The 25,072-nt window shown below is 57.3% G+C and carries 26 protein-coding genes; 18 read left to right on the top strand and 8 right to left on the bottom strand.

Annotation, left to right across the window (positions count from 1 at the left end; all coding sequences use genetic code 11):
- Positions 1–8: 8 nt before the first annotated feature.
- From N1037_01135 to N1037_01210, 16 genes are all read left to right on the top strand, one after another.
- On the top strand, positions 9–533 hold the full coding sequence (locus N1037_01135; protein ID UWS79651.1) for a flagellar basal body-associated FliL family protein: 525 nt from the start codon (positions 9–11) through the stop codon (positions 531–533).
- A 9-nt stretch (positions 534–542) separates the two neighbouring features.
- Complete coding sequence (locus N1037_01140; protein ID UWS79652.1) at positions 543–1,016, top strand: hypothetical protein; 474 nt, start codon at positions 543–545, stop codon at positions 1,014–1,016.
- Positions 1,016–1,645 carry a hypothetical protein gene (locus N1037_01145; protein ID UWS79653.1) on the top strand — a complete coding sequence of 210 codons (630 nt, stop codon included), beginning with the start codon at positions 1,016–1,018 and terminating at the stop codon, positions 1,643–1,645. Before N1037_01140 ends, N1037_01145 begins: the two co-directional genes overlap by 1 nt.
- Before the next feature lie 76 nt (positions 1,646–1,721).
- Positions 1,722–2,591 carry a flagellar motor stator protein MotA gene (motA, locus tag N1037_01150; GenBank protein UWS79654.1) on the top strand — a complete coding sequence of 290 codons (870 nt, stop codon included), beginning with the start codon at positions 1,722–1,724 and terminating at the stop codon, positions 2,589–2,591.
- Positions 2,588–5,143: a hypothetical protein gene (locus tag N1037_01155; protein ID UWS79655.1), complete on the top strand. Its 2,556-nt coding sequence runs from the start codon at positions 2,588–2,590 to the stop codon at positions 5,141–5,143. The genes motA and N1037_01155 overlap by 4 nt, the downstream gene beginning before the upstream one ends.
- A gap of 430 nt (positions 5,144–5,573) precedes the next feature.
- Complete coding sequence (gene flhA / locus N1037_01160) at positions 5,574–7,667, top strand: flagellar biosynthesis protein FlhA (GenBank protein ID UWS79656.1); 2,094 nt, start codon at positions 5,574–5,576, stop codon at positions 7,665–7,667.
- On the top strand, positions 7,664–8,440 hold the full coding sequence (locus tag N1037_01165) for a flagellar biosynthetic protein FliR (protein ID UWS79657.1): 777 nt from the start codon (positions 7,664–7,666) through the stop codon (positions 8,438–8,440). The genes flhA and N1037_01165 overlap by 4 nt, the downstream gene beginning before the upstream one ends.
- Positions 8,440–9,522, top strand: coding sequence for a flagellar type III secretion system protein FlhB (locus tag N1037_01170; protein ID UWS79658.1), 1,083 nt, complete (start codon positions 8,440–8,442; stop codon positions 9,520–9,522). Before N1037_01165 ends, N1037_01170 begins: the two co-directional genes overlap by 1 nt.
- Positions 9,522–9,926 carry a hypothetical protein gene (locus N1037_01175; protein UWS79659.1) on the top strand — a complete coding sequence of 135 codons (405 nt, stop codon included), beginning with the start codon at positions 9,522–9,524 and terminating at the stop codon, positions 9,924–9,926. The genes N1037_01170 and N1037_01175 overlap by 1 nt, the downstream gene beginning before the upstream one ends.
- A gap of 266 nt (positions 9,927–10,192) precedes the next feature.
- A complete protein-coding gene (locus N1037_01180) occupies positions 10,193–10,972 on the top strand; it encodes a transglutaminase family protein (protein ID UWS79660.1) in 780 nt (259 codons plus the stop codon).
- Between the two features lie 48 nt (positions 10,973–11,020).
- Positions 11,021–12,448 carry a circularly permuted type 2 ATP-grasp protein gene (locus N1037_01185; protein UWS79661.1) on the top strand — a complete coding sequence of 476 codons (1,428 nt, stop codon included), beginning with the start codon at positions 11,021–11,023 and terminating at the stop codon, positions 12,446–12,448.
- A 4-nt stretch (positions 12,449–12,452) separates the two neighbouring features.
- Positions 12,453–13,394, top strand: a complete 942-nt coding sequence (locus N1037_01190; protein UWS79662.1) for an alpha-E domain-containing protein — start codon at positions 12,453–12,455, stop codon at positions 13,392–13,394.
- Positions 13,395–13,406: 12 nt separating this feature from the next.
- Complete coding sequence (locus N1037_01195) at positions 13,407–14,204, top strand: transglutaminase family protein (protein UWS79663.1); 798 nt, start codon at positions 13,407–13,409, stop codon at positions 14,202–14,204.
- A 47-nt stretch (positions 14,205–14,251) separates the two neighbouring features.
- Positions 14,252–14,986, top strand: coding sequence for a proteasome-type protease (locus N1037_01200; protein ID UWS79664.1), 735 nt, complete (start codon positions 14,252–14,254; stop codon positions 14,984–14,986).
- Positions 14,987–15,223: 237 nt separating this feature from the next.
- Complete coding sequence (locus N1037_01205; GenBank protein UWS79665.1) at positions 15,224–16,096, top strand: SDR family oxidoreductase; 873 nt, start codon at positions 15,224–15,226, stop codon at positions 16,094–16,096.
- 12 nt (positions 16,097–16,108) lie between these two features.
- A complete protein-coding gene (locus N1037_01210; protein ID UWS79666.1) occupies positions 16,109–16,420 on the top strand; it encodes a hypothetical protein in 312 nt (103 codons plus the stop codon).
- 60 nt (positions 16,421–16,480) lie between these two features.
- On the opposite strand, the gene dxs is transcribed toward N1037_01210, so the two are convergent.
- From dxs to N1037_01240, 6 genes are all read right to left on the bottom strand, one after another.
- Complete coding sequence (dxs, locus tag N1037_01215; protein ID UWS79667.1) at positions 16,481–18,409, bottom strand: 1-deoxy-D-xylulose-5-phosphate synthase; 1,929 nt, start codon at positions 18,407–18,409, stop codon at positions 16,481–16,483.
- A gap of 40 nt (positions 18,410–18,449) precedes the next feature.
- A complete protein-coding gene (locus N1037_01220) occupies positions 18,450–19,313 on the bottom strand; it encodes a polyprenyl synthetase family protein (GenBank protein UWS79668.1) in 864 nt (287 codons plus the stop codon).
- A gap of 4 nt (positions 19,314–19,317) precedes the next feature.
- The gene (locus N1037_01225; protein ID UWS79669.1) at positions 19,318–19,569 is read right to left on the bottom strand and encodes an exodeoxyribonuclease VII small subunit; all 252 of its coding nucleotides are present in this window, start codon (positions 19,567–19,569) and stop codon (positions 19,318–19,320) included.
- On the bottom strand, positions 19,566–20,492 hold the full coding sequence (locus N1037_01230; protein UWS79670.1) for a histone deacetylase family protein: 927 nt from the start codon (positions 20,490–20,492) through the stop codon (positions 19,566–19,568). Before N1037_01230 ends, N1037_01225 begins: the two co-directional genes overlap by 4 nt.
- A 110-nt stretch (positions 20,493–20,602) precedes the next feature.
- Complete coding sequence (locus tag N1037_01235) at positions 20,603–21,304, bottom strand: response regulator (GenBank protein UWS79671.1); 702 nt, start codon at positions 21,302–21,304, stop codon at positions 20,603–20,605.
- Positions 21,301–21,837: a MarR family transcriptional regulator gene (locus N1037_01240; GenBank protein UWS79672.1), complete on the bottom strand. Its 537-nt coding sequence runs from the start codon at positions 21,835–21,837 to the stop codon at positions 21,301–21,303. The genes N1037_01235 and N1037_01240 overlap by 4 nt, the downstream gene beginning before the upstream one ends.
- 170 nt (positions 21,838–22,007) lie before the next feature.
- On the opposite strand from N1037_01240, the gene N1037_01245 reads away from it, so the two are divergent.
- The gene (locus N1037_01245) at positions 22,008–22,874 is read left to right on the top strand and encodes a branched-chain amino acid aminotransferase (GenBank protein ID UWS79673.1); all 867 of its coding nucleotides are present in this window, start codon (positions 22,008–22,010) and stop codon (positions 22,872–22,874) included.
- 153 nt (positions 22,875–23,027) lie between these two features.
- On the opposite strand, the gene N1037_01250 is transcribed toward N1037_01245, so the two are convergent.
- Positions 23,028–23,456, bottom strand: a complete 429-nt coding sequence (locus N1037_01250) for an organic hydroperoxide resistance protein (GenBank protein UWS79674.1) — start codon at positions 23,454–23,456, stop codon at positions 23,028–23,030.
- A 120-nt stretch (positions 23,457–23,576) separates the two neighbouring features.
- On the opposite strand from N1037_01250, the gene N1037_01255 reads away from it, so the two are divergent.
- On the top strand, positions 23,577–24,020 hold the full coding sequence (locus tag N1037_01255) for a MarR family transcriptional regulator (GenBank protein UWS79675.1): 444 nt from the start codon (positions 23,577–23,579) through the stop codon (positions 24,018–24,020).
- A gap of 57 nt (positions 24,021–24,077) precedes the next feature.
- On the opposite strand, the gene N1037_01260 is transcribed toward N1037_01255, so the two are convergent.
- Positions 24,078–25,019, bottom strand: a complete 942-nt coding sequence (locus N1037_01260) for a DMT family transporter (GenBank protein UWS79676.1) — start codon at positions 25,017–25,019, stop codon at positions 24,078–24,080.
- Between the last annotated feature and the right edge of the window lie 53 nt (positions 25,020–25,072).

Raw genomic sequence — 25,072 nt, forward strand, 5'->3', positions numbered from 1 at the left:
GGAAAGCCATGACAGACGCTGTAGTGAATGCGGAAGAAGACGCACCGGGTAAAAAAAGCAAACTGCCTCTCATCATTGGGGTCGTCCTTGCACTTGCAGGCGGCGGTGGCGGTTTCTTTGCAGTTTCGTCAGGGCTTCTTCCCTTTGGTAAATCCGCAGAGTCCGAAGAGACTCATGCGGCTGTAGAAGCGCCAGAAGGCGTAGATAGTGGTGAGACGGCGGAGGATATCGCCAAGCTTGCCTTCATCGAGATGGAACCAATTGTGATTACGCTGCGCAAAGCAAGCGGCATCAAACACTTGCGGTTCAACGCACAATTAGAGGTGGATGCGCTCCACCAGGCCGAGGTCGAAAAAGTCCTCCCCCGTGTAGTCGATGTACTGAATAGCTATCTTCGCGCTCTGGAGCTGGAGGATCTGTCTGATCCGATGGCGCTGCCAAGGCTGCGCGCGCAGATGCTGCGGCGAATCAACATAGCCACCGGACAGGGGCGTGTGCGTGATTTGCTGATCATGGAATTCGTACTGAACTAGGAGAACGGGATGGACCTTATTGCTGATATCCTGCTTGCGGCGGGGGCCCTTGGGGCCGGATTTTACTGTTTGGTGCTTTCGCGCCGGTTGAAACGGTTCAATGACCTGGAAAAGGGCGTCGGCGGAGCCGTTGCTGTACTTTCCTCGCAAGTAGATGACTTGAATAAATCTTTTGCCTCGGCGCGGCAAATCACTGAGGGCTCGAGCCAGGCGCTGGATCAGCTCACCGGGCGGGCCGAATCGGTGGCGCAGCGGCTGGAACTGATGATGGCTTCGATGCATGACATGCCGGAAGCAAATGTCGCAGCCCCGCAGCCCCGCCGGGCTGTCGCCCCTGATGCGGAAGAAAACGATGCTCTGGCTGTTGCCTATGAGACCGAATCCGCCCCAGAGGCCGCAGTAGAGACACAGGCAGAAGATCCAAACAAAGCGGCCGGCGTTATGTTTGTGCGTCACAACCGCGATAAGAATCGGGTGGCGTGATGACTGCAAAACAGCCAAAGACCAAAAAGCAAAAGAAGCCAGGTCGTAGCCGGAGCAGCGCCTTGTTCTTGTTGTCGCTGCTTTTGATCGGCTCGGCGCTGGTGCGTCTGGGCATGGAGGCCGGTCCGGCAATCGCGCGGGAAGTTTCCAATCTTCAGAACGGCGAAGACCAAGAGCCCGCCCATGGCGGCCAGATGCAAAGCCAGGGCATGCCGTCTTCTGCTGAGCTGCAGGCGATGCTGGCAGCCTTTAAGGAGCGCGAAGCGGCGCTTGAGCTGCGCGAAGCTGAAATCGAAGACCGCATGAAGGCTTTGGGAATCGCTGACGAGGCCATTGACCGGAAACTGGCGGCCTTGGAGAAGGCGGAAGAAGAGCTGCGGACAACATTGGCATTGGCCGATGGTGCCACAGAGGCTGATGTTGACCGTCTGACCACTGTTTATGAACAGATGAAGCCAAAAGAATCGGCAGCACTGTTTGAAGAAATGGATCCCAATTTTGCGGCGGGTTTCCTGGCACGTATGCGGCCAGAGGCTGCGGCTGGTATCATGGCCGGTCTGAGCCCGGAAGCAGCCTATACAATCAGCGTTGTGATGGCTGGACGTAACAGCGGAGTTCCCAAGGAATAACTTGGGCTTCGCGCTCAGGCTTTCTTAATCCGACTCGCCTAAGTTTAGAAAAAGCAATGAAATTTGGAGTGACCCTATGGTCGGAATAGCAGGCATCCTGGTAATTTTTGTCATGGTATTCGGTGGGTATCTACTGGCCGGCGGCAAGATGGGGATTATTCTCAAGTCGCTTCCCTTTGAGATGATGATGATTGGCGGTGCCGCAGTGGGTGCCTTTCTGATCAGTAACGATATGGGCGGCATCAAACACACCCTGAAAGACCTCGGGAAGGTCTTCAAAGGGGCCAAGTGGAAATCCGATGATTATCGGGATCTCCTTTGCCTTCTGTTCTCGCTGATCCGTATTGCCCGGGCCAACCCGGTCGAGGTGGAGCAGCACATTGAAGACCCTGAAAATTCCTCGGTCTTCAACAAATACCCCAAGATCCTGGCAGATGGCGAAGCGGTGAACCTGATTTGTGACACCATGCGCTCTGCCTCGATGAACTACGATGACCCGCATCAGGTCGAGGAAGTTCTGGAAAAACGCATGGAGGCCAATCACCACCATGCGCTGCATTCCAGCCACGCTCTGCAAACCATGGCAGACGGTCTTCCGGCGCTTGGGATTGTTGCGGCTGTTTTGGGTGTTATCAAAACCATGGCCTCGATCGACCAGCCGCCAGAGGTCCTGGGTAAGATGATTGGTGGCGCGCTTGTTGGGACGTTCCTTGGGGTTTTTCTGGCCTATGGTCTGGTTGGTCCCTTTGCTGACAAGGTCAAAACCATCACCGAGGAAGACTCCCACTTTTACAAATTGATCCGCGAAGTGCTGGTTGCGAATCTTCACAACCATGCGGCTGCGATCTGTATCGAAGTTGGTCGCCAGAACACGCCTTCGCATATTCGCCCCGGTTTTTCTGAACTGGAAGAAGCCCTTAGATCGGTAAAACAGGACGCAGCATGATTTGGCGCGCATTTGCGATAGCCGCCACAGCGTTGGCGGCGGGCTCCTCTGCCCAGGCTGAGACCATCATCGCCCGCTCGGGCGAGCATGATGGCTTCTCGCGCCTGGTCATGCGCCTGCCGGATGGGGTGCAGTGGACGCTTAACCAATCTGGGCGTACCGCAAGCCTAAAAATTAATTCGTCTACCGCTGTATTTGACACCTCGCGGGTTTGGAACCTGATCCCCCGCGATCGTCTGCAGGGCCTGACACAAAGCGGCCCTGGTCAGCCTCTGCGGATGGAATTGGGCTGTGACTGTGAAATCCAGTCCTATCTGCAAAGGGATGGCTATCTGGTTGTCGATATCACAGATGGCAGCGGTGCGCCGGTGGCGTCCAATCCGGTACAGAGCAATTTTGGCGCTTTGACGCTTGGCTCTCCGGTGGAATCTGTCGCCCCAGAGCCGTCCAGGGTGCCTTCAGCTGTTGCGGGATACCGGTTCAACCTGTCCCAGGGGGCTATCGCAGATGCCCGCATGGCGTTGAACCTGAAATCTGCCATCAGTGCTGATCGCGGCGGACAAGTTAGCCGACAACAGCCAGAGCCCGAACCGGAACCTGTCAAGACGACCAAGGAAATGATTGCCGAGTCCGCTCGTTTGGCTGAACCCGAACCGGTCGGGTCGCGCGGTGCTGCGGTTCTGGCTGCTGGACTGGATGCGGAACTGGGTCTGAACCAAACACCGGCCACCCCGGAACCTGTGGCAGAAGACGAGACCGCAGCGCAAGAAACTGCGGAAGTCTTGGATGAACTGCCCGAGATGAATTTGTTGCTCAATATGGATGAAACCGCGCGGGCTGCGGCGGTGAACGCTTCAGAGCAGCGGTTGCTGCAACAGATTGGCAGGGCAGCGAACCAGGGTTTGCTGGATGTGGCACGGTCAGGGGATGCGGATGGCAGTCGGCCATTGGAGCTGCTGGGGCGGGCAGATCGCCCCCTGAACCCGCTTGACAATATTTCTGTGACCTCGGCCATCGACCGCGAGACCGGTTTGATTGCGCGCGCGACCACGGATTCCAACATTGATGACCACTGTCTGCCGGATCGCCGAATCGCTATTCACACCTGGGGCAACGACAGCCCCTTTGCGGATCAGCTTGGCCCGTTGCGCGGTGCCTTGGTGCGTGAATTTGATGATGTAAACCCAGCCGGTGTGCGGGCTCTTGCCAAGCTTTATCTATACTTTGGCTTTGGGGCCGAAGCCCGGAGCATGTTGTCGATGCTGCCAGAAGAACGGGTCGACGCCGAGCAACAGGCAACGCTTATGGCGATGGCAGATCTGATGGATGGCAAAGGGATCGGCATCAATCATCCGTTTTCGGGGCAGCAGGGCTGCAATGGGCAAACCGCGCTTTGGTCGGTGCTGGCAGATGGTAACATCCGCAAAACGGCCAATACCGATGCAATTCAGCAGGCCTTTGCCAAGCTGCCTGTGCATCTGCGGGTGAATTTTGGCCCTCGTCTCAGCTCGATGTTTGCTGAATCTGGTGATCTTCATATTGCCGAATCTATATTGCGCTCTGTCAGCCGCACAGGGGCGGAATTTGTGCCGGAGATCAACTTGGCCGAAGCCGCAATTGCAGAACTGGAAGGCGATACTGAGGTGGTGGCAGAAAAGCTCACCGAAGAGGTCGCCGAGCGTACTGAAAGCGCGCCCACGGCTTTGATTGATTTGATTGAGCTCAGCTATAACGAACGCAAAGCCCTGTCTCCGGATGTGCCAGAGCTGATCGCCTCCTATGAACTGGAGAGCCGCGATACCCCTCTGGGTGGGCCTCTGCGCAAGGCCGGTGTGGTGTCCCTGGCCTTGACCGGAGAGTTCGCGCAGGCTTTTGACAAGTTGAAGCAGGTCACCCGGCGTGATGGGCCAGCGGCGCGGGCTGATGTGCTTGATCCGCTGATGACACTGCTGACCGAACGGGCAGATGATGTGACCTTTCTGCAGTATGGTCTGGTGTTTGCCGGTCAATCGACCGCCGCCGAAGCTGGCCCGGTGGCTGAGCTGATGGCACGTCGCCTGCTGGATCTGGGGTTTGCGGAACAGGCGCAGTCCTTGCTGCAGAAACTGGCGCTGGAGCCTGAAAACAAGGACCGTCGCCTGATGATGGCCGAAACCGCGCTGGCGCTGGGCAAACCCCATAACGCGCTGGTGGAATTGATGGGGCTTGAGGGATCGGAAGCCAATCGGATGCGGGCCGCTGCCCTGTGGCGCAACGGTGAATTTGCGCGCTCTGGCGAGTATATGCTGGGAGAAGACAGCAACGCGGCTGCCCGTGGCTTCTGGCACTCGGAAGACATGGAGGCGATCGAGACCATGGCGCCTGCTGAGGATGCGCCCTTTGGACAGGTTGCCACGGTGACCAGCCAGATTTCCGAAACCAGCCAGGATCCCGAAGGTCTGTCACCGCTGGCCCATGCACGGGCTCTGGTCGAGAGCAGCATCGGCACCCGTGACAATATTCTCGACCTGCTCAATAGGGTCGATTCTGCAAATGCCCCCCCTGTTGAATAGGGGCCAGGCTGAATAAGGGCCAGTTCGGGGCGCTTTTGACGTGTTGATGAAGTTGCGAAAGGCCGCCTCTTGGGGCGGCCTTTCGCTGTCCTGCTAACACTTTGTCAACTGTCTGAAACTACCTTGGATTTTAGATTAATCCGCGATTGGACAGGCAGAATGCCGTTAGCTATCAGAACTTCAGATCGACGCATGTCGCGGTCTTTGAACCACAGGTCTCCCCCTGCCGCCTCGGGGCGGCAATTTGGGGCGATATCCAGTGCTGCTCAGACCGGGGCAAAATATGCCGTGGTCTTGAAGGGGACACCTTTCAAAACTTTTGAACGCAGGGCCTGCGCCGGAAGCTCCACCCCGTGTGGGGGGCTTTGGCATGTCCGCAAAGACCACATCGTCCTCAACAGCCTGATTGCTCCAGAACAAGAGAATGCTCGTGCCTAAATTTACCGTTCAACAGCTTTTTAGCCCGACAGTGCTTTTGGCGCTGGCTCTGATGGCGATCATCGTGATGATGATCCTGCCCATGCCAGCCTGGGTACTGGATGTGGGCCTTGCCGCGTCATTTGGCCTGGCGATCCTGATCTTCACCATTACCCTGTTCATCGAGCGGCCGCTGGATTTCTCGTCCTTCCCGACGATCCTGCTGGCCTCCTTGATGCTGCGCCTGTCGCTGAACATTTCGTCAACCAAGCTGATCATCGGCCAGGGTCATACCGGCACAGATGCGGCCGGCGATGTGATCCAGGGCTTTGCTCAGTTTGTCATGAGCGGCAGCGTGTTTCTGGGTCTGGTGACCTTTGGCGTTCTGCTTATTGTTAACTTCATGGTCATCAACAAGGGCGCGGCCCGGATGGCCGAAGTTGGTGCACGTTTTGCCCTGGACGGGATGCCGGGCAAACAGATGGCGATTGACGCCGACATGTCGGCAGGCGCGATTGACCATGCCACCGCCAAGGAGCGCCGCGAGAACGACCAGAAGGAAACCACCTTCTTTGGCTCGCTGGATGGGGCGTCGAAATTTGTCAAAGGGGACGCGGTTGCCGGTCTGCTTATTACGCTGTTGAACCTGGTGATGGGTCTGGTGATGGGCGTTATTGTCCACGGGATGCCAGTTGCGACGGCTTTTGAAACCTATGCAATCCTGACTGTTGGGGATGGGCTGGTTTCGCAGATTCCATCGGTCATCATCTCGATTGCTGCGGCGCTGTTGCTGGCCCGTGGTGGGGCCACCGGCGCGACCGATATCGCGCTGATGGATCAGTTTGGCAAACACCCGGCGGCCCTGGCCACGGTTGCGGTGCTGATGGTGATGTTTGCGCTGGTCCCTGGCCTGCCGTTCCTGCCCTTTGTTATCGGGGGGGCGGTTCTGGGCTTTGCGGCCTATCGTATTCAGGTGAAAATCAAGGCCAAAGAAGACGCCGAAATCGAAGACGAGATGGAGGAAACCGCCAATCCAACACCGAGCAAGGCGCTGGGCGATATCCTTGATCTTGACGATTTGCACCTGGAGTTTGCCCCGGATCTGGTCAGCATGGTGCTGGATGCCGGCACCGGGTTAGACGCGCGTATCGCCAACATGCGGACCCATATTGCCACCAGCTTTGGCCTGATTTTGCCCGAAATCCGTCTCACAGATCAGGCGGATCTGGTGCGCGGAACCTATGTGGTGAAAGTGCAGGGGGTCGAACAGGTGCGGGGGACGCTACACCCGGATATGGTCCTGGCCTTGATGCCCGACAACCATAGTGCGCTGCCCCCAGGGACGGACGTAACCGAGCCCGTCTATGGCGCGCCTGCCCGCTGGATTAATGCGGCGCAACAACAGGATGCTGTTCTTGCTGGGGCCACGGTCGTGACCCCGCCGGAAATCCTGGCAACGCATCTTCTGGAAGTGATCAAACAGAACTTTGCCCGCTTGCTGACCTTCAAATCCCTGCGCCGCCTGCTGAATGAAATGACCGAGCTGTCGGATCCGTTCCGCGCCGAAGCCAACCGCAAGCTGCTGGAGGATCTGGTGCCCGACAAGGTGCCATTGGATACCCTGCATGCGGTCCTGCGCCTGCTGTTGGAAGAGCGGGTGTCGATCCGCAATATTCCTCTGATTCTGGAGGCCATTGCAGAGGCACGCATCCACTCTACCCAGCCAGAGGTAATCTGCGAACAGGTGCGTCAGCGCCTCGGTTTCCAGCTGGTTGCCGAGATGAAGCGCGAAGATGGCACCATCCCGCTGATCCAATTGGCGCCAGAGTGGGAGGATACCTTTTCGACCTATCAGGTGGATGTCAGCGCCGGCAATCTCGATGTGGCCCTGCCGCCTGATATGTTCAACCGCTTGGCAGAGGGTCTGAGCGAGCGCCTGAACACGGTGACAGAACAGGGCGTCTTTGCCGCCGTGGTGACCTCTACCCGCCGCCGTCGCTATCTGCGCACCATTCTGAAATCCCGTGGCATCACCAATCCGGTGCTCTCGTTTGAGGAAATTGGTCTGGAAGCCCGCCCGGCATTGGTTGGAATGGTTGCCGCATGACACTGCTGGATCTGCCTCCAGAGTTGCGGGCGTTTCTCGGAGCGAGTTTCTGGCATTTTGCCATTGTCTTCTTGCGGGTTGGTGCCATGACCTCAGTGCTGCCGGCCTTTGGTGAACAATATGTCCCGATGAATATTAAGCTGGCGATTGCCGTTGCTTTTACCTTTGTCGTGGCGCCGGCCTTGCCCCTGTTTCCAGAGCCGACATCACCGCTGCATTTTGCCGGTTTAGCCACCAGCGAGGCCATTGTTGGCCTGGCGTTGGGGATGTCGGTGCGGCTGTTTCTCATGGGGTTGCAGATCGCTGGCACAATTGCAGCGCAAAGCACCTCCCTGTCGCAGGTTCTGGGTAATATCGGCGCCGATTCCCTGCCGGCAATGGGGGCAGTGTTACTGGTGTCAGGCCTGGCGCTGGCAGTGATGATGGGGCTGCATGTCCGGGTGGCGGAGTTTTTGATCTATTCCTACCAGATTTTTCCGCTCGGCGATTACCCTGCGCCCGCTGGTTTTTCCGAATGGGGCATACACCGGATCGCCCGCGCGTTCTACATGGCCTTCACCCTGGCGGCGCCTTTTCTCATTACGGCGGTGATCTACAATCTGGCGCTGGGCGTGATCAACCGTGCCATGCCTCAGTTGATGGTGTTCTTTGTTGGTGCGCCGGTAATCACCTTTGGTGGCCTGTTCATTCTGATGGTTGCCAGCCCGATGATCCTGGATGTCTGGATGCGCGAGATGATGACCTTTTTTGCTGATCCCGGAGGTGGCCTGTAATGAGCGGCGACGACGATTCAGACAAGTCATTTGAGCCAACGGAGGCCAAGCTGCGCAAAGCGCGGGAGAAAGGTGAGGTTGCCAAATCAACCGACCTTTCCGTCGCCGCCGCCTATATGGGGTTGGTCGTCGCCTTATATGCGGCTGGCCACGGTATGGTGACCGAATTTGGCACTGTGTTGATGTCAATTATCGACCAGCCCGACCGGCTGGCGAAACAGCTGTTTTCCGGCAATGGAACGCCACCGATTGGCGGCATGATTGCGGCACTGGCCTGGCCTTTGCTGCCGCTGTTTATCATTCCTTTTGTGCTGGTTCTGTTGTCCATCGTCGGCCAACGGGCACTGGTCTTTGCGCCCAGCAAGCTTGAACCAAAGATGTCGCGGCTTTCGATTATTTCCAACGCCAAGAACAAGTTTGGTCGCGCTGGGCTGTTTGAGTTTGGCAAAAGCGCCTTCAAGCTGATGATCTATTCGATCTGTCTTGGGGTTTACCTCAATAACCGGATGCCCGAGATGATCGCTTCGTCGGCAACCGGGGCTTCTTCGGTGATCAAGATGCTGGCAGAGCTGGGAATGGAGTTCCTGGTGATTGCCTTGCTGATCTCGATCACCATCGGGGTGGTGGATGCGATTTTCCAGCACGATGAACACCGCCGCAAGAACATGATGTCACGCAAGGAAATCCAGGACGAAAACAAGGATGCCGAAGGCGATCCCCATATGAAGGGTAAGCGACGTCAAAAAGCCATGGAAATTGCCACGGGCCAGATGATGGCTGCGGTGCCAGAGGCCAGCGTTGTGATCGTCAACCCGACCCACTATGCGGTAGCGCTGAAATGGGAGGGCGGTGCCGGTACGGCGCCGGTCTGCGTGGCCAAAGGTGTGGATGAGGTCGCGGCGACCATTCGCCGGATCGCCAATGAAAACGCCATTCCGATCCACAGTGATCCGCCAACGGCGCGGGCACTTTACGCCACCATCGGGATCGGTGACGAGGTTGAAGAAGAATATTATGCACCGGTGGCCGCGGCGATCCGCTTTGCTGATGAGATGCGCGAACGCGCCAAGGGAGGTCTGTGATGAAACAAAAGATGGCCATGCTCAAACAGATGGCTGCTGTCACCGAAGCGCAGTATCTGAAAGAACACGCCAAAATCAAACCCATCCTGGACCAAGAGGCGCGGCTGCGTGGCCAGTTGACCAAATTGGAGGCCCAGGTTCGTGAGGCCCGTTCAGAGGCTGATAGCGACATGCCGATGAAGGCGCTGGGGGCTGATCTGTTGTGGGAGGGCTGGCATTTGAACACGCGCCGCAACCTTAACATGCAGCTGGCGCAGGTCACCGCCCGCAAACTGATGGCGATGGATCGTCTGCGCCAGACCTTTGGCCGCAAAACCGCCGTGGGTGATATGGCAAAGACTGAAAAACGGCGGCTGAAAACAGCCCGCGCAAAATCCCTGGAGGCGCAATTGCTCGGGCTTTGAGCCCCTGCGGCAGCCTTTGCTCGGCTGACCGGGGCCAAGGCGATATGCTGGGTCTAATAAGAACAGCCAGAGCAAACCTTTGCCTCATGTTCAGCCAGCGACGGGCCCGAGCCCTGAGAGAGCAAGTTGCCGTTAAGCGGTGAATGTCTGCTTGGACGTTTGGGTAACCGAGCCGGCGTTCTGGCCGCTGTTTGAAAATGCATCGACACTCAGGGCGGAAAGTGTGAGCCTGCTTGTCTTGCGTTTTTGCTTTGGAAGGATACGTCTTGCTTCTATCGATCCAGGCCCATCTCATCTACAGATCTGAGCACCCCTGCGATTTATTGCTGCAGATCGAGGCGGCGCAGGATACCGAGCAGCGCTTGCAGAACACGCAATTTTGCCTCTCACCCGATGTTGAAACCAGTATTGTTTCCGGTGAAGAACAGGTCGGAACAAGGCGGTGGCTCCGCGTGGCCGGTGAATTTGAATGCATGTATCAAACGCAGGTCATGGTGGATCGAAAAACAGCTGTATTGGCTGAGCTCGCGGCCACAGAGCTGCGCCAGCTTCCCAGCGAGGTCACAAAGTTCCTTATGCCCTCACGATATTGCCACCCAGAAGACTTCGCCAATTCTGTCCCAGCTTTGTTTGGGGCGGCCTCTGGTGGCCAGTTGATTGTGGCAATGTCCGAATGGATTGAGAATCAATTCACATATGACAGCTTTGCAAGCCATGGTCTGACAACCGCAACGGACAGTTTTGGTGCTCGTGCAGGCGTTTGTCGCGACTATGCACATGTTTTGATCGCAATGGCGCGTTCCGTGGGTATTCCCGCCCGATTTGTGAGTGCCTATGCACCAGATGTCACGCCCCAGGATTTTCATGCTGTGGCAGAGGTTTATCTAGAAGGTCAGTGGCATTTGGTTGACCCGACGGGCATGGCAAAAGCGAGTGAAATTGCGCGCATTGGTGTGGGCAGAGACGCTGCAGACGTCTCTTTTATGACGTCCTACGGCAGTATGTTGCTCAAAAAACAGGCAGTTAATGTGGCGCGCAGCGTGTAATTCAACACTTCCATTTGCCAAACCTTCATAAACCCTTAACGTGTTTATATGGATTTAGAACGTCTCCACTTTGATGAAATGCTTTTGGGTTCAGATGGCGTCCGCGCTCCATACGCCGAATACCAAAAGTGGTTTGCAAACGAAGACCCTGCGCGTCTTTCAAAGAAATCAAAGGAAGCCGAGGCGTTTTTCCGACGCACAGGCATCACCTTTAATGTCTATGGCCAAGCCGCCGCCCAAGAAAGATTGATCCCGTTCGACTTGATCCCCCGCATTATTGCAAACCGCGAGTGGACCAAATTGTCTAAAGGGATCAAGCAACGTGTGGGTGCAATCAATGCCTTTTTGCATGACATCTATCACCGACAAGAAATTCTACGTGCGGGGATCGTGCCGACCGAACTGATTTCGCGCAATGAAGCGTTCCTGCCGCAGATGATCGGGTTCACGCCACCGGGTAAAGTGTACACCCACATCGTCGGCACTGATCTTGTGCGCACGGGTGAGGATGATTTCTACGTGCTCGAAGACAACGCCCGAACACCGTCGGGTGTGTCTTACATGCTCGAGAATCGCGAAACGATGCTGCATATGTTTCCCGAACTGTTCAGCCAGATCAAAGTTCAGCGCGTGAGCGACTACCCCAAGAACCTGCGGCGCTCGCTTGCCGCCTGTGCGCCCGAGCGCTGCGCTGGCAAGCCCACTGTGGCCATTCTGACGCCGGGAATTCACAACTCCGCCTATTTTGAGCATTCGTTTCTGGCTGATCAGATGGGCGTTGAGCTGGTGGAAGGGCATGATCTGATGGTTGTGGACGGCCACATCGCGATGCGCACGACCAAGGGCTATAAGAAGATTGATGTGCTGTATCGCAGGGTCGATGATGATTATCTTGATCCGCTGAATTTCAACCCTGACTCCATGTTGGGTGTGCCGGGTATCATGGATGTCTACCGTGCCGGAAACATCACCATTGCGAACGCGCCGGGGACGGGCATTGCTGACGATAAAGCGATCTATTCCTACATGCCCGACATCATCGAATTTTATACTGGTGAGAAGGCAATTTTGAAAAACGTCCAGACCTGGCGGTGTTCAGAAGCGGACTCGCTGGCCTATGTCCTGGATCATCTGGCAGAGCTGGTGGTGAAAGAGGTTCACGGATCGGGCGGCTATGGGATGCTTGTCGGGCCAGCAGCCAGCAAGAAAGAGCTGTCATCCTTTGCTGCCAAACTGCGCAGAAACCCAGGCAACTATATCGCGCAGCCGACCTTGTCTTTGTCGACAGTGCCCATCTTTGCCAAAAAAGGGCTTGCGCCGCGTCACGTTGATTTACGGCCCTTTGCCCTGGTGTCACCGGACAGTATCAACATCGCCCCGGGCGGTCTGACCCGCGTGGCATTGAAGGCCGGTTCCCTGGTGGTCAACTCCAGCCAGGGTGGCGGCACCAAAGATACTTGGGTTCTGGAGGACTAGCAGGATGCTTGGAAAAACCGCTGGTGGCCTCTATTGGATGTTTCGCTTTTTGGAACGCTGCGAGAATACCGCGCGCCTTGTCGAAGCCGGGTTCCGCATTGCGCTGACGCGATCCAATGATCCTGCCTCAGAATGGAAATCCGTTGTGACCACGGCGGGCGCCCGTAGCCATTATGACGCAAAATATGATTCCTACGAGGCGGCATATGTGGTGGATTTCCTGCTGCGAGATCCGGCCAATCCGTCGAGTGTTCTCTCAGCTGTCGAAAAAGCACGAACCAACGCCCGTATGGTTCGAACCGCGTTGACCACAGAAGTCTGGGAAGCGGTCAATGAAGGCTGGATGGGCCTGAAAAAGACCCTCAAGTCACCTGTAAAAGAAACGGACCTGCCAGCCGTGCTCGGAGAAATTCGCCGCCATAGCGCATTGGTCCGCGGTGCTATGCACGGCACCATGCTGCGCAATGATATTTATGATTTCACCCAAATGGGCATCGCATTGGAACGGGCAGACAATACGGCACGGATCATTGATGTGAAGTATTACACATTGCTACCGTCAGCCAGTTTTGTCGGATCCGCTTTGGATAACGTGCAGTGGGAAACCATTCTACGCTCGGTTTCTGCGCACCGGTCTTTTCGCTGGCTCAATGATGAAAACATGACGCCCGCCAGCGTCGCTGATTTCCTCATTCTGGATCCCCGCTTTCCACGGTCCCTGTCCTTTTGCAGCCGAATTCTGGAAGAAAGTCTCGGATTTCTCGCCAAGGATTATGGCACCCGCCTGACATGTCACGACATGATCAGCGCACAGCGCGACAGGCTGCGTGCGCACACGATTGCAACGGTTTTTGACGAGGGGCTGCATCAATTCATCACAGCCTTTATCGACGATATCAACGCGATCGGGCAGCAGATTGAAACAGACTATCGGTTCATCGGATAAGCGTTTGAGACTATGAAACTGGAAATCTCACATACGACCAAATACACTTACGATGCGCCGGTGTCTTATGGCTTGCAACAGGTGCGCCTGACCCCGATGTCCACTAAGCATCAAACGGTTCTGGACTGGAATGTCTCGATTTCCGGCGGGGTTCAGGAGCTTGAGTTTCAGGATCAATATCAAAACCAAACGCTGTTGGTTCAAGCCAATGCAGGCACGACCGAAGTCTCTGTTCAGGTCTCAGGCGTGGTCGAAACCCATTCGTCGGATGGTATTTTCGGCAAAGTTTACGGAAAGGCGCCGCTTTGGCATTTTTGCCAAACAACACCACGCACCACACCTGGACGCGGCATTCGCAAGCTGGCCAAACATATAAAGGCCAAAGGCGATACGCTGAGCGATCTTCACGTATTGTCACAGGAAATTCTTGCAGCGGCCCCGTATGGCGAAGCAAACACCTTTGCAGGAACCAGCGCCGAAGAGGCGCTGAAGGCCGGTGGTGGCGTTTGCCAGGACCACGCGCAGATCTTCGTTGCAGCGGCGCGGGTGGCAGGCATTCCTGCGCGCTATGTCAGTGGATATCTCATGATGGACGACCGGATCGATCAAGATGCCAGCCACGCCTGGGCCGAGGCCCATATTGAGGGGCTGGGCTGGGTCGGCTTTGACGTCTCCAATGGTATTTCGCCGGATGAGCGATATGTCAGGATCGCAACGGGCCTTGATTCACGGGATGCGGCGCCAATTACGGGCATTCGCAGGGGAGCTATGGACGAGACGATGATTGTATCGCTGCAAATTCAGCAATAGATACGGTACACTGTTTCGAACTCTCTACCCCGTACTGGACCAAAACAATGACCTATTGCGTCGGACTACGATTGAACAAGGGCTTGGTTTTCATGTCCGACACCCGCACCAACGCAGGCGTAGATAACTTCTCGGTTACGCGGAAAATGTTCACATGGGATGTTCCTGGCGAACGGGTCATCACGCTGATGACATCGGGAAACCTTGCAACCACTCAATCATTGATCAGCCTTCTGGAGGAACGGTCAAAGGTCACAACGGAACGCAGCCCCTCCATATTGGAGCTGCCGACGATGTTCGAGATCGCCCGGCTTGTTGGCTCGACATTGCGAGAGGTGATTGCCGATAGCCATTCCGAGGGCCAGCAAGCATCGTCAAAATTCAAAGCCTCGGTGATTGTAGGGGGCCAGATCAAAGGCGGGGCACCTACGATGTTTATGATTTACCCCGAAGGCAATTTTATTGAAATCACGGACGACAATCCGTTTTTCCAGATCGGCGAAGCCAAGTACGGCAAACCAATCCTGGTACGGGCCTATGATCCCGAGATGTCATTTGAAGACGCTGTTAAGCTGCTGATCGTCTCGTTTGATTCAACAATAAAGGCCAATCTGTCTGTTGGGCTGCCCCTTGATCTGCACGTCTATTTCCAAGACAGCTTTGTCGCCACCCCCAGGCCACGGATCGAAGTGGACGATGCCTATTACCAAGCGGTCTCCTCAAGCTGGGGAGACGCCCTGCGCAACGCGCTGGCGCAATTACCTAGCTATCAGATCGACTGAGCAGATAGCTAAAGCGGCATTGCGCCAACAAAGAGGACGGTGAGCAAGCTCCGCAGAGCAACAGGTCGTGGCGGTCTCTTGCCGGGTGAATATGTCGTGTGCAGGCCTGCCCGCTCTCCTGCTTTTTAGCACTGTTTTGCTGGCTCACTTCAGGAAACGCTGATGACGGTTTGAAAGAGCGGCGCAGGGGGCGAAACAAGTCTTGCACCCTCGCGTGGTTCTGCCCAAATAGAGCCTATGCAAAAAACGCTTCTTTGTCTTGGATGTGGATATACGGCGCGCCACCTGGCGTCGCAGCTACTGGCGCGCGGCTGGCGGGTGATTGGCACCGCGCGGGAGCCGGTTGCGGTCCCAGGTGTGGACATGCTGACCTGGCCGGGGGAGGATATTCCTTTGGCCGGGGTGACCCATGTGCTCAGTTCTATCGGGCCAAATGAGCGCGGCGACCCTGTTTTGGCTCACTTGCGAGACGAGATAGCTGCTGCGGCTGCCCATTTTGAATGGGTCGGGTATTTGTCGACCACAGCGGTCTATGGTGACCGGGACGGCGGTTGGGTGGATGAAACCACACCGGTTGCGCCGACCAGCGAACGCGGCACCTGGCGCAGCCTGGCAGAGCAACACTGGCAGCAGATCCCTGACCTGCCGCTGCATATCTTTCGTCTGGCGGGGATCTACGGCCCCGGGCGCGGCCCCTTTGCCAAGCTGATGGCGGGCAAAGCGCGGCGTATTGTCAAACCGGGGCAGGTGTTTTCCCGCATTCATGTGGATGACATTGTGCAGGCACTGCTGGCCTCAATTGACGCGCCGAACCCGGGGGGGATTTATAACCTTTGCGATGATGACCCGGCCCCGCCACAGGATGTTCTGGGCTACGCGGCAGAGCTGCTGGGCCTGCCCGTGCCCGCCGAGGTGCCTTTTGACGAGGCCGGCATGACCCCAATGGCGCGCAGTTTTTACGGCGAGAACAAGCGCGTCCGCAACAATCGTATCAAAGACGAGTTGGGGGTCGAGCTGCTGTATCCAAGCTACCGCGAGGGGTTGCAGGCGGTGCTTGCAGCAGAAGATATGGAGCGCTTTGTGCCCCCTTCGGAGCCGCCAGCGTTGTAGCAAATGGGGATTATGCATCTGTTCTTTGTGCTGCTGAATTTCAGAACACTTGGGCGGCTCGGTGCCCGGATCAACCGGAAGCATCCCAGCGTTTTGGACCAGCTTTGGGAGCAACAACCATTTGCGAGAAAATTTGACGTTGTGTGTGGTTCCGCGGTGTTTTCCAAGCGGGCGGTGCTGTTGAATTTTGCAGTAGTAAACCCAGAGAAACTGCCGGTCTATTTACTGGGAGACGATCAAATTGCGGAGCAGATACAAAAACTGAACGCGGGTAAGGCCGCGTCTATTTATCGGTTTTTCTGCAAAATGTCTGGATACGACTAGGCGAGGTGGTTCGGTCGAACCTGTCCATCAAGGCAAGTCCTGTCCTCGTGTTTTCCAATCTTACGCACGCTTTTCCCCGATCTGGGCTACGCCTAGTACCTCCAACACCTTGGCTTCGATCTGCGGGGCGTTCATGGCGGCGGTCTCGTACATGTCTTTGGGGCTGGCTTGGTCGATAAACGTATCGGGCAGCACCATGGAGCGGAATTTGAAGCCCGCGTCGAATACGCCCTCATCTGCCAGCAGCTGCGCCACATGGGAGCCAAAGCCGCCTACGGCGCCCTCTTCAATGGTGATCAGCGCCTCGTGGTCGGCCACCAGATTCAGGATCATCTCACGGTCCAGCGGTTTAGCAAAACGGGCGTCGGCAATGGTTGGGGTGATGCCCTTGGCCGACAGGGCCTCAGCGGCCTTGCGGGTTTCGCCCAGACGGGTGCCAAAAGAGAGCAGCGCCACGCGTTTGCCCGTTTGGATCATCCGGCCCTTGCCGATCTCCAGCAGTTGCGGCTCTTCCGGCATCTCGACACCTTCGCCCTCGCCACGGGGATAGCGAAAGGCGATGGGGCCCGCGTCATGGGCGGCGGCGGTATGGACCATATGCACCAGCTCTGCCTCGTCGGCGGCGGCCATCACCACCATACCGGGCAGGTTGGACATAAAACCGATGTCGAAGGAACCAGCATGGGTGGCACCATCTGCCCCCACCAGGCCAGCGCGGTCGATGGCAAAGCGCACGGGCAGGCGCTGGATGGCGACGTCATGCACCACCTGGTCATAGCCACGCTGCAAAAAGGTGGAATACATCGCACAAAACGGCTTCATCCCGCCGGCCGCCAGCGCGGCGGCAAAGGTGACGCCGTGCTGTTCGGCTATGCCCACGTCAAAACAGCGTGACGGATAGCGTTCCGCCATCAGCGACAGGCCGGTGCCATCGGGCATGGCGGCCGTGACAGCGCAGATCTTGTCATCTTTGGCGGCAAGTTTCACCAGCTCATCGCCAAAGACACCCGTGTAGGAGGGCGCGTTAGAGGGGGCTTTTTTCTGCTCTCCGGTGACCATGTCAAATTTGGCGGTGGCATGGCCCTTGTCACGGGCTGTTTCAGCCGGGGCGTATCCCTTGCCCTTTTTGGTCAGCACGTGGATCAGGATCGGCCCGCGCGCGCGGGCCTTGACGGTGCGCAGCACTGGCAGCAGCTGATCCAGATCGTGGCCATCAATAGGGCCGATGTAGGAAAAGCCGAGGGATTCAAACATGGTGCCGCCAACGGCCATGCCTTTGAGCATGTCTTTGGCGCGTTTGGCGCCTTCGCGGAAGGGTTCCGGCAGCAGCGATGCGGCGCCCTTGGCCACGGCCTTCAGTTCCTGAAACGGTTCTTCGGCATAAAGCCGTGACAGATAGGAGGACAGCGCGCCAACTGGCGGTGCGATGCTCATCTCATTGTCGTTGAGGATGACGATCATGCGCTTGTCCAGATGACCAGCGTTGTTCATCGCCTCAAAGGCCATGCCGGCCGACATCGCGCCATCGCCGATCACCGCAATTGCTTCGCCCAGACCTTCGGGCACTACGCCGCCCAGATCGCGGGCCACCGAGAACCCCAGCGCCGCAGAGATCGAGGTGGAGCTATGGGCAGCGCCAAAGGGATCATAGGGAGATTCGGAGCGTTTGGTGAAACCCGACAGCCCGCCCTTGGTGCGCAGGGTGCGGATGCGGTCACGGCGTTCGGTCAGAATTTTATGGGGGTAGCTTTGATGCGAGACATCCCAGATCAGTTTATCCCGTGGGGTGTTGAACACCGCATGCAGCGCCACGGTGAGCTCTATCACGCCCAGCCCCGCACCCAGATGGCCGCCAGTGGTTGAGACCGCCGAAATGGTCTCTTGCCGCAGCTCATGGGCCAGCTGCACCAATTGTGCATCACTCAGCCCTTTCATATCCGCAGGGCGCGCGATCTGGTCCAGAAGCGGGGTAGAGGGCCGGTCAGACATGATGTTTCCTTGTGGCGGTCAGGGCAATCGGGCCCCGGTGTCAGCTGTCACGCGCAATAACGAAGCGGGCGGTCTGCTTCAAGGTTTCTCCGGCGACCCCATAGGGGGCTAGGGCGCTGCAGGCCTCGTCGACCAGATCCCGAGCGCGCTGTTTGGCAGGCTCCAGTCCTAAGAGCGAGACAAAGGTCGCCTTGCCGGCAGTGGCATCTTTGCGCAGGGCCTTGCCAACCTTTTCAGCGTCTCCTTCCACATCCAAGATGTCATCGGCAATCTGAAATGCAAGGCCAAGAGCGGTTGCATATTGCCACAGAGCGCGGGAATCGTCGCCGGCAATCACTGGTCCAACGGTGGCAGACCAGTTGATCAGGCAGCCGGTTTTGCGGTCCTGCAGGCGGGTGATCTGTTCCAGGGTCAAAGGGGTTGTGGCGGTTTCTGCATCAATATCCAGCATCTGCCCCAGCACCATGCCAGAGCGGCCAGCCGCACGGGCCAATAGCCGGATGAGCTCTAGCGCGTTGGGGCCGAATTTTGCATCGGCCAACAGATCAAAGGCCATGGTTTGCAGGGCATCGCCTGTCAGCACCGCTGTTGCCTCGTCCCATTTTTTATGGACCGTCGGCAGGCCACGGCGCAGATCGTCGTCATCCATGCAGGGCAGATCATCATGCACCAGGGAGTAGGCGTGAATGCATTCAATCGCGACGGCCGCATCCAGGGCGGCCTCGGCATCAACGCCGTGCAGCCGCGCACTTTCCAGCGCCAGAAATCCGCGCAGCATCTTGCCGCCCATCACCGCATGCAGCATGGGCTGTCCCAAGGTGGACTGCACAGGAATAATCGCGCTCAAGCGGGCAGAGATCTCTTGTTGCGCCTGTTTCAGCGCCACGGTGAACGAGGCAGCCATGCTGTTAGCCCGCGTCCAGAGCCTGGGTTGCAACCGGTGTGCCGCTGGCGTCCAGCGTCAGGGAGGCGACCTTCTCTTCGGCGCGCTTCAACTCATCTTCGCAGCGTTTCTTGAGCTTGGCACCCCGTTCATACAGCGCGATCGAGGCATCCAGTGCCACATCGCCACGTTCCAGTTGGCCAACCACAGTTTCCAGCTCGCGCATGGCCTGCTCAAAGCTCATCTCTTCTACGGAGGGGGCGGTGGGTTCAGTCATGTCGCTGCCTTTATCAATTCTTCCACATGTGCGCGCGTGGCCTGCGCTAGGGCGTTCAGATCATATCCGCCTTCCAAAGTCGAGACGATACGACCCTGACACAGCTCCTCTGCCAGAGCGCAGAGTTTAGCCGTAAGCCAGGCAAAATCGGTCGTGCTCCAGTTCAGACTGGCCAGCGGATCATCGCGGTGGGCGTCAAAGCCGGCCGAAATGATTATCAGCTCTGGTTTAAAGGCGCGCAGCCGTGGAAAAGCCTGGCCTTCATAGGCGGCGCGCATTTCAGGGCCAGCAGAATCGGGTGCCAGTGGCATGTTGAGAATCTGGCCGTATGCGCCGTCTTCATCCACCCGCCCTGAACCGGGCCACAGCGGCATTTGTTGGCTAGTGATAAACAGGGCGCGGGGCTCATCCCACAATAGATCCTGGGTGCCGTTGCCGTGATGCACGTCAAAATCCACCACCGCGACTCGCTTCAGGCCGTGATGATCTAGGGCATGTTTGGCGGCCAGTGCAGCGTTCCCAAACAGGCAAAACCCCATGGCGGTCTCGGTTTCGGCATGGTGTCCCGGTGGGCGAATAGCAGCAAAGGCGTTTTGAACCTCGCCTGTCAGTACCAAATCCACGGCGCGTACCGCAGCACCGGCGGCGCGAAAGGCCGCGTCTAGTGAACCGGGGGACAGGAAAGTATCGCCATCAATCTGTGCATAGCCTTCGATTGGGCGGGCGCTGCGCAGGGCGCGCAGATGATCCACAGGATGGATGCGCAGGACGTCATCCTCGGCCGCCATCGGCGCGGCAACACGTTTCAGATCCAGTGTTTCCAGCGCGTGTAGGACGTGTTCAAGGCGGGCCACCTGTTCGGGGTGCCCCTCTGGTGTGTCATGGCGCAGGCAATCAGCGTGGGTGATCAAAGCGGTTGTCATTTTGGCATGTTCCAGAGCGTCAGAGTGAACAACAGGGGCAGCATTGCCCACAGGGTGCCAGCAAAGGGATCAGTTAGAAAGGGCGAGTCTTTCGGAGCGACGGTCCCTGATCAATCAGGCGCAAGCATATAGCCGGCGCCGCGGACAGTTTGCAGGTATTGCGGCTGTTTTGGGTTCGGCTCGATCTTGCGGCGCAGCCGGGTGATCTGAACATCCACAGCGCGTTCCTGTGCCTGACCACGGTCCCGGCCCAGATCTTCGACCAGTTTGGCGCGGCTCACGGGGTCTCCGGGGCAGGCCGAAAAGATCTTCATCAGCTGGCTTTCGGTGCCGGTTAACCGCACCAGATCATTGCCCTGCCACATCTCTCCGCGTTCGATATCATAGCGGATGTCGCCAAGATGCAGCACCTTGGGGGCGCTGTCCTGCGCCGAGGTATCCGGCACCCGGCGCAGGATCGCATTGACCCGCAGCAGCAGTTCCTTGGGTTCAAAGGGTTTGGGCAGATAGTCATCCGCGCCGGCCTCAAATCCGGTGATGCGGTCCTCTGTCTCGCCCTTAGCGGTGAGCAGCAGGATTGGCGTGGTCATGGTTTCGCGCAGGGATTTGGTCAGCGAGATACCGTCCTCGCCCGGCATCATCACATCCATGATGATCAGATCAAAATCGAGCCCGGCCAAGATCCGGCGGGCATGGGCTGCGTCCCGTGCCGCAGAGACCAGAAAACCGGCCCGCACCAGAAATTTCTTCAGCAATCCGCGAATGCGTTCGTCATCGTCAACAATCAGTAGGTGCGAGTCAAAGGTGGTCATGATCCGGTTTCCCGCAGATTGATATAGGCCCGGCGCATATCTGCATCCATCATCGCCTCCAATACCTTCTTGAACCCCTGGACGGCCTCGGGCCCGGCATCCTTATAGGCGGCGCGCATGCGGGCGCGCTGGGCATCCGAAAGCTTGGCCTCCAGCTGTCTGCCTTCCTCGGTGAGGTGAAGATGGCGTTCGCGCTTGTCGGTGACCCCAACCCGGCTTTCGACCAACCCATCGCTGATCAGGGTGCGCAGAACCCGGTTGAGCGATTGTTTGGTGACGCCCAGGATGGTCAGCATGTTGTTTACCGTGGTCCCGGGGGCGCGATTGATAAAGTGAATGGCGCGGTGATGGGCACGCCCATAAGACATCTGTGCCAGAATGCGGTCGGGATCGGCTGTAAAGCCGCGATAGGCAAAGAACATTGCCTCGATCCCCTGGCGCAATTGTTCATCGGTCAAAAACAACAGGCTTTCGCCGCCATAGCCCTGGCTGGATCGCCCCATTGACCGTCCGCTTGAGCTGCCTTCTGCCATGGTGCGTTCCCTCTGCTCGCCGTGCGTCCCTGCCGGTCAGTTTATGTCAGCTATATTGACATTCCAAGAGTGAAGATGTATCGAATCGCAGCTTTGGCGCAACAATATGTCCACTTCGGTCATATTTGGCGCAACTTATGAAAATACAACTGCTTTGAGGAGGCTGTGGCATGGCTGGATATGATGATCGTGACGGCTTTATCTGGATGGACGGAGAGCTGGTCGACTGGCGAGATGCAAAGGTGCACGTCCTGACCCATGCGATGCACTATGCGTCTTCGGTGTTTGAAGGTGAGCGCGCCTATAACGGCAAGATCTTCAAAAGCCGCGAACATTCCGAGCGGCTGATTGCCAGTGCTGAGGCGCTGGACATGCCGATGCCCTATTCGGTGGATGATATCGAAGCCGCCAAAGAAGAGACCCTCAAGGCCTCTGGGCTGCAGGACGCCTATGTGCGGGCTCTGGTCTGGCGCGGCTCTGGCGAAGACATGGGTGTTGCCTCGGCGCAGAATCCGGTGCGCATGGCCGTGGCAGTCTGGGGCTGGGGGGCCTATTATGGCGATGCCAAGATGCAGGGCGCCAAACTGGACATTGCGGAATACAAGCGCCCCAGCCCTGAGACAATCCCGGTGCATGCCAAGGCGGCGGGTCTTTATATGATCTGCACCATTTCCAAGCATAAGGCTGAGGCCAAAGGCTGTTCGGATGCCCTGTTCATGGATTATCGCGGCTATGTGGCTGAGGCGACCGGCGCCAATATCTTCTTTGTGAAGGACGGCGAAGTGCACACGCCGCTGGCAGATTGCTTTCTCAATGGGATTACCCGTCAGACCGTGATTGCGATGCTCAAGGAAAAAGGCATCACCGTGCATGAACGTCGCATCCTGCCCGAGGAGATGGAAGGGTTTGAACAGTGCTGGTTGACCGGCACCGCGGCTGAGGTCACCCCTGTTGGGGAAATCGGTCCCTACACATTCGAAGTCGGTGAGATGACGCGCGACATCGCTGCAGCTTATGAAGCGATGGTGCGTAGTTAATCGCAGCTGCTGTTGTTAAAATGAAAAAGCGCGGAAGATACCTTCCGCGCTTTTACTGTATGAGCATCTGGCGATGCGGTTGCCGCCTGTGGCTGCTTCATTTGGCCAAAAATATCCCGAACGCGCGGCAAGGACTCGCGCATTACTTCGGCCTTATTGAACTTCTGTTGTCACCTCGACGTTGCCCTGAATCGCGTTGGAATAGGGGCAAATTTTGTGACCTGCTTCGACGATGCGTTCGGCCTGGGCCGCGTCAAGCCCGGGCAGGGTCACCACAAGGGCGACACTCAGACCAAAACCACCCTCGGGTTTGGGGCCAATTCCCACATTTGCAGTGACCGAAACCTCGGCGGGAACCTTGGCCAGGCTTTCATCCTGCGTCGTGGCAAATTGCATGGCGCCAATGAAGCAGGCGGAATATCCGGCGGCAAAAAGCTGCTCTGGATTGCTGCCTTTGCCGTCCCCGCCCAGGGCAGGTGGCGCCGCCAGAACCAGATCGAGACCAGATTCTGCAACTGTGGCGCGGCCATTGCGGCCTCCGGTGGCTGTGCCCTGGGCGGTATAAAGAGGGGAGATGCTCATGGTGGTGTCCTTGTTTTGATTTTAATCGTGTAAGAATATATCGTGTACGATTTAAATAGGTCAGGCCGGGACCAGTGGCAAGGGGTTGCAGTTTGATCGTGTGCGATTTACCTGTCAAGAATGACGCACCGACCCCTTCACCTTGATGACCTGCTGTGCTTTGCGCTCTATTCCGCCAACAATGCCATGGGGCGGCTGTATCGGCCGCTGTTGTCGCAATATGGGCTGACCTATCCGCAGTATCTGGTGCTTGTCGCCCTGTGGGAGCAGGGCAGCCAGAAGGTGAATGATCTGGGCATCGCATTGAACCTGGAGTCAAATACGCTCACGCCTTTGTTGAAACGCATGGAGGCGGCCGACCTGATCACGCGTAAGCGAAATCCTGAGGATGAGCGCAGTGTGATTGTCTCATTGGCAGCTAAAGGTCTTGCCTTGCAGAACGAGGCGGCAACTATCTCGCGCTGTATTTTGGACGCGGCGGGGGATGATCTGGCTGACCTGATTTCGTTACGCGACAAGATCCAGGAGCTGGCACTGCGGTTGAACGCAAAGAGCCAGGCCTAAAAGAACGAAACCGGATCGTGGTTTAGGCGAAACCCGAGCCGGGAGGGCAGGGCGGGCTTACCCGCCTTTGGGGTCGGTCAGAGATTTGGCCTTGCCACGGACCAGGCCAAGGCGGCTTTCACGCCAAATCACCAGAATATTGCCCGCAATCACCAGGCTGGCCCCTGCCAGCATGACAAGCGTTGGCAATTCTGCAAACCAGACATAGCCGAGGACAATCGCAAACAGCATTGAGACATAGTCGTAGGGAGCCAGCATCGACGCAGGTGCAAAGCGGTAGGACGAGGTGATCAGGATTTGCGCCACGCCGCCGATAATCCCGGCGCTGATCAACAGGAGAAGCGTCGTCAGATCCGGCATGACCCAGCCAAACGGCAGTGTCAGCAGAGACAGCAGGGATGCGGTGACGGAAAAGTAAAACACAATTGCGGCAGTTTGCTCTGTCATCACCATCCGGCGAATGTGAATTTGTACAAACCCACGCGCCACTGTGGCGCCAAGGATCAGCATGACCCCGACAAAGGCGGTGCTGGACATATCCATGCCGCTGGACAGCCGCGGATAGATCATGATCAACACTCCGAGCAGGCCAATCCCAACAGCACTGATACGTACCAGGCGTATGCGCTCTCCCAGAAAGACGGCGGCCAGGATCAGGGTGAAGATCGGCGTCGCATAGCCAATGGCCGTGACCTCTGGCAGGGGCAACATGCCCAGCCCCATAAAGGTCATTGCCATCGCCGAGGTGCCAACCAGACCGCGCATCACATGCCCCATGGGGCGCGTGGTCTTGAGCCCGTGTTTCAGATCACCGCGCATGGACAGCCAGACAACAATGACAGGAATGGCAAAAAACGAACGAAAAAACACCGCTTCGCCGGCAGGAACCACATCGGACACCGACTTGATCACGGCAGAGAGGCCGGTAAACAGCCCAATGGCAGCAACCTTGAGGGCGATGGCAAGCAGAGGTCGATGCGATGTTAAGGATGTGGCCATGAGCAGGACCCTGAGCCCCTGCGACAAAAAGATCAATGGGTTGATTTCCCTAT

This window comes from Phaeobacter sp. G2, from assembly GCA_025163595.1.
Lineage (GTDB): Bacteria > Pseudomonadota > Alphaproteobacteria > Rhodobacterales > Rhodobacteraceae > Pseudophaeobacter.

Excerpts from the sequence above, each read along its gene's own strand:
- N1037_01135 (UWS79651.1), top strand. The coding sequence starts at position 9 with ATGACAGACGCTGTAGTGAATGCGGAAGAAGACGCACCGGGTAAAAAA.
- N1037_01140 (UWS79652.1), top strand. The coding sequence starts at position 543 with ATGGACCTTATTGCTGATATCCTGCTTGCGGCGGGGGCCCTTGGGGCC.
- N1037_01145 (UWS79653.1), top strand. The coding sequence starts at position 1,016 with ATGACTGCAAAACAGCCAAAGACCAAAAAGCAAAAGAAGCCAGGTCGT.
- motA (UWS79654.1), top strand. The coding sequence starts at position 1,722 with ATGGTCGGAATAGCAGGCATCCTGGTAATTTTTGTCATGGTATTCGGT.
- N1037_01155 (UWS79655.1), top strand. The coding sequence starts at position 2,588 with ATGATTTGGCGCGCATTTGCGATAGCCGCCACAGCGTTGGCGGCGGGC.
- N1037_01165 (UWS79657.1), top strand. The coding sequence starts at position 7,664 with ATGACACTGCTGGATCTGCCTCCAGAGTTGCGGGCGTTTCTCGGAGCG.
- N1037_01170 (UWS79658.1), top strand. The coding sequence starts at position 8,440 with ATGAGCGGCGACGACGATTCAGACAAGTCATTTGAGCCAACGGAGGCC.
- N1037_01175 (UWS79659.1), top strand. The coding sequence starts at position 9,522 with ATGAAACAAAAGATGGCCATGCTCAAACAGATGGCTGCTGTCACCGAA.
- N1037_01185 (UWS79661.1), top strand. The coding sequence starts at position 11,021 with ATGGATTTAGAACGTCTCCACTTTGATGAAATGCTTTTGGGTTCAGAT.
- N1037_01190 (UWS79662.1), top strand. The coding sequence starts at position 12,453 with ATGCTTGGAAAAACCGCTGGTGGCCTCTATTGGATGTTTCGCTTTTTG.
- N1037_01195 (UWS79663.1), top strand. The coding sequence starts at position 13,407 with ATGAAACTGGAAATCTCACATACGACCAAATACACTTACGATGCGCCG.
- N1037_01200 (UWS79664.1), top strand. The coding sequence starts at position 14,252 with ATGACCTATTGCGTCGGACTACGATTGAACAAGGGCTTGGTTTTCATG.
- N1037_01205 (UWS79665.1), top strand. The coding sequence starts at position 15,224 with ATGCAAAAAACGCTTCTTTGTCTTGGATGTGGATATACGGCGCGCCAC.
- N1037_01210 (UWS79666.1), top strand. The coding sequence starts at position 16,109 with ATGCATCTGTTCTTTGTGCTGCTGAATTTCAGAACACTTGGGCGGCTC.
- dxs (UWS79667.1), bottom strand. The coding sequence starts at position 18,409 with ATGTCTGACCGGCCCTCTACCCCGCTTCTGGACCAGATCGCGCGCCCT.
- N1037_01220 (UWS79668.1), bottom strand. The coding sequence starts at position 19,313 with ATGGCTGCCTCGTTCACCGTGGCGCTGAAACAGGCGCAACAAGAGATC.
- N1037_01225 (UWS79669.1), bottom strand. The coding sequence starts at position 19,569 with ATGACTGAACCCACCGCCCCCTCCGTAGAAGAGATGAGCTTTGAGCAG.
- N1037_01230 (UWS79670.1), bottom strand. The coding sequence starts at position 20,492 with ATGACAACCGCTTTGATCACCCACGCTGATTGCCTGCGCCATGACACA.
- N1037_01235 (UWS79671.1), bottom strand. The coding sequence starts at position 21,304 with ATGACCACCTTTGACTCGCACCTACTGATTGTTGACGATGACGAACGC.
- N1037_01240 (UWS79672.1), bottom strand. The coding sequence starts at position 21,837 with ATGGCAGAAGGCAGCTCAAGCGGACGGTCAATGGGGCGATCCAGCCAG.
- N1037_01245 (UWS79673.1), top strand. The coding sequence starts at position 22,008 with ATGGCTGGATATGATGATCGTGACGGCTTTATCTGGATGGACGGAGAG.
- N1037_01250 (UWS79674.1), bottom strand. The coding sequence starts at position 23,456 with ATGAGCATCTCCCCTCTTTATACCGCCCAGGGCACAGCCACCGGAGGC.
- N1037_01255 (UWS79675.1), top strand. The coding sequence starts at position 23,577 with ATGACGCACCGACCCCTTCACCTTGATGACCTGCTGTGCTTTGCGCTC.
- N1037_01260 (UWS79676.1), bottom strand. The coding sequence starts at position 25,019 with ATGGCCACATCCTTAACATCGCATCGACCTCTGCTTGCCATCGCCCTC.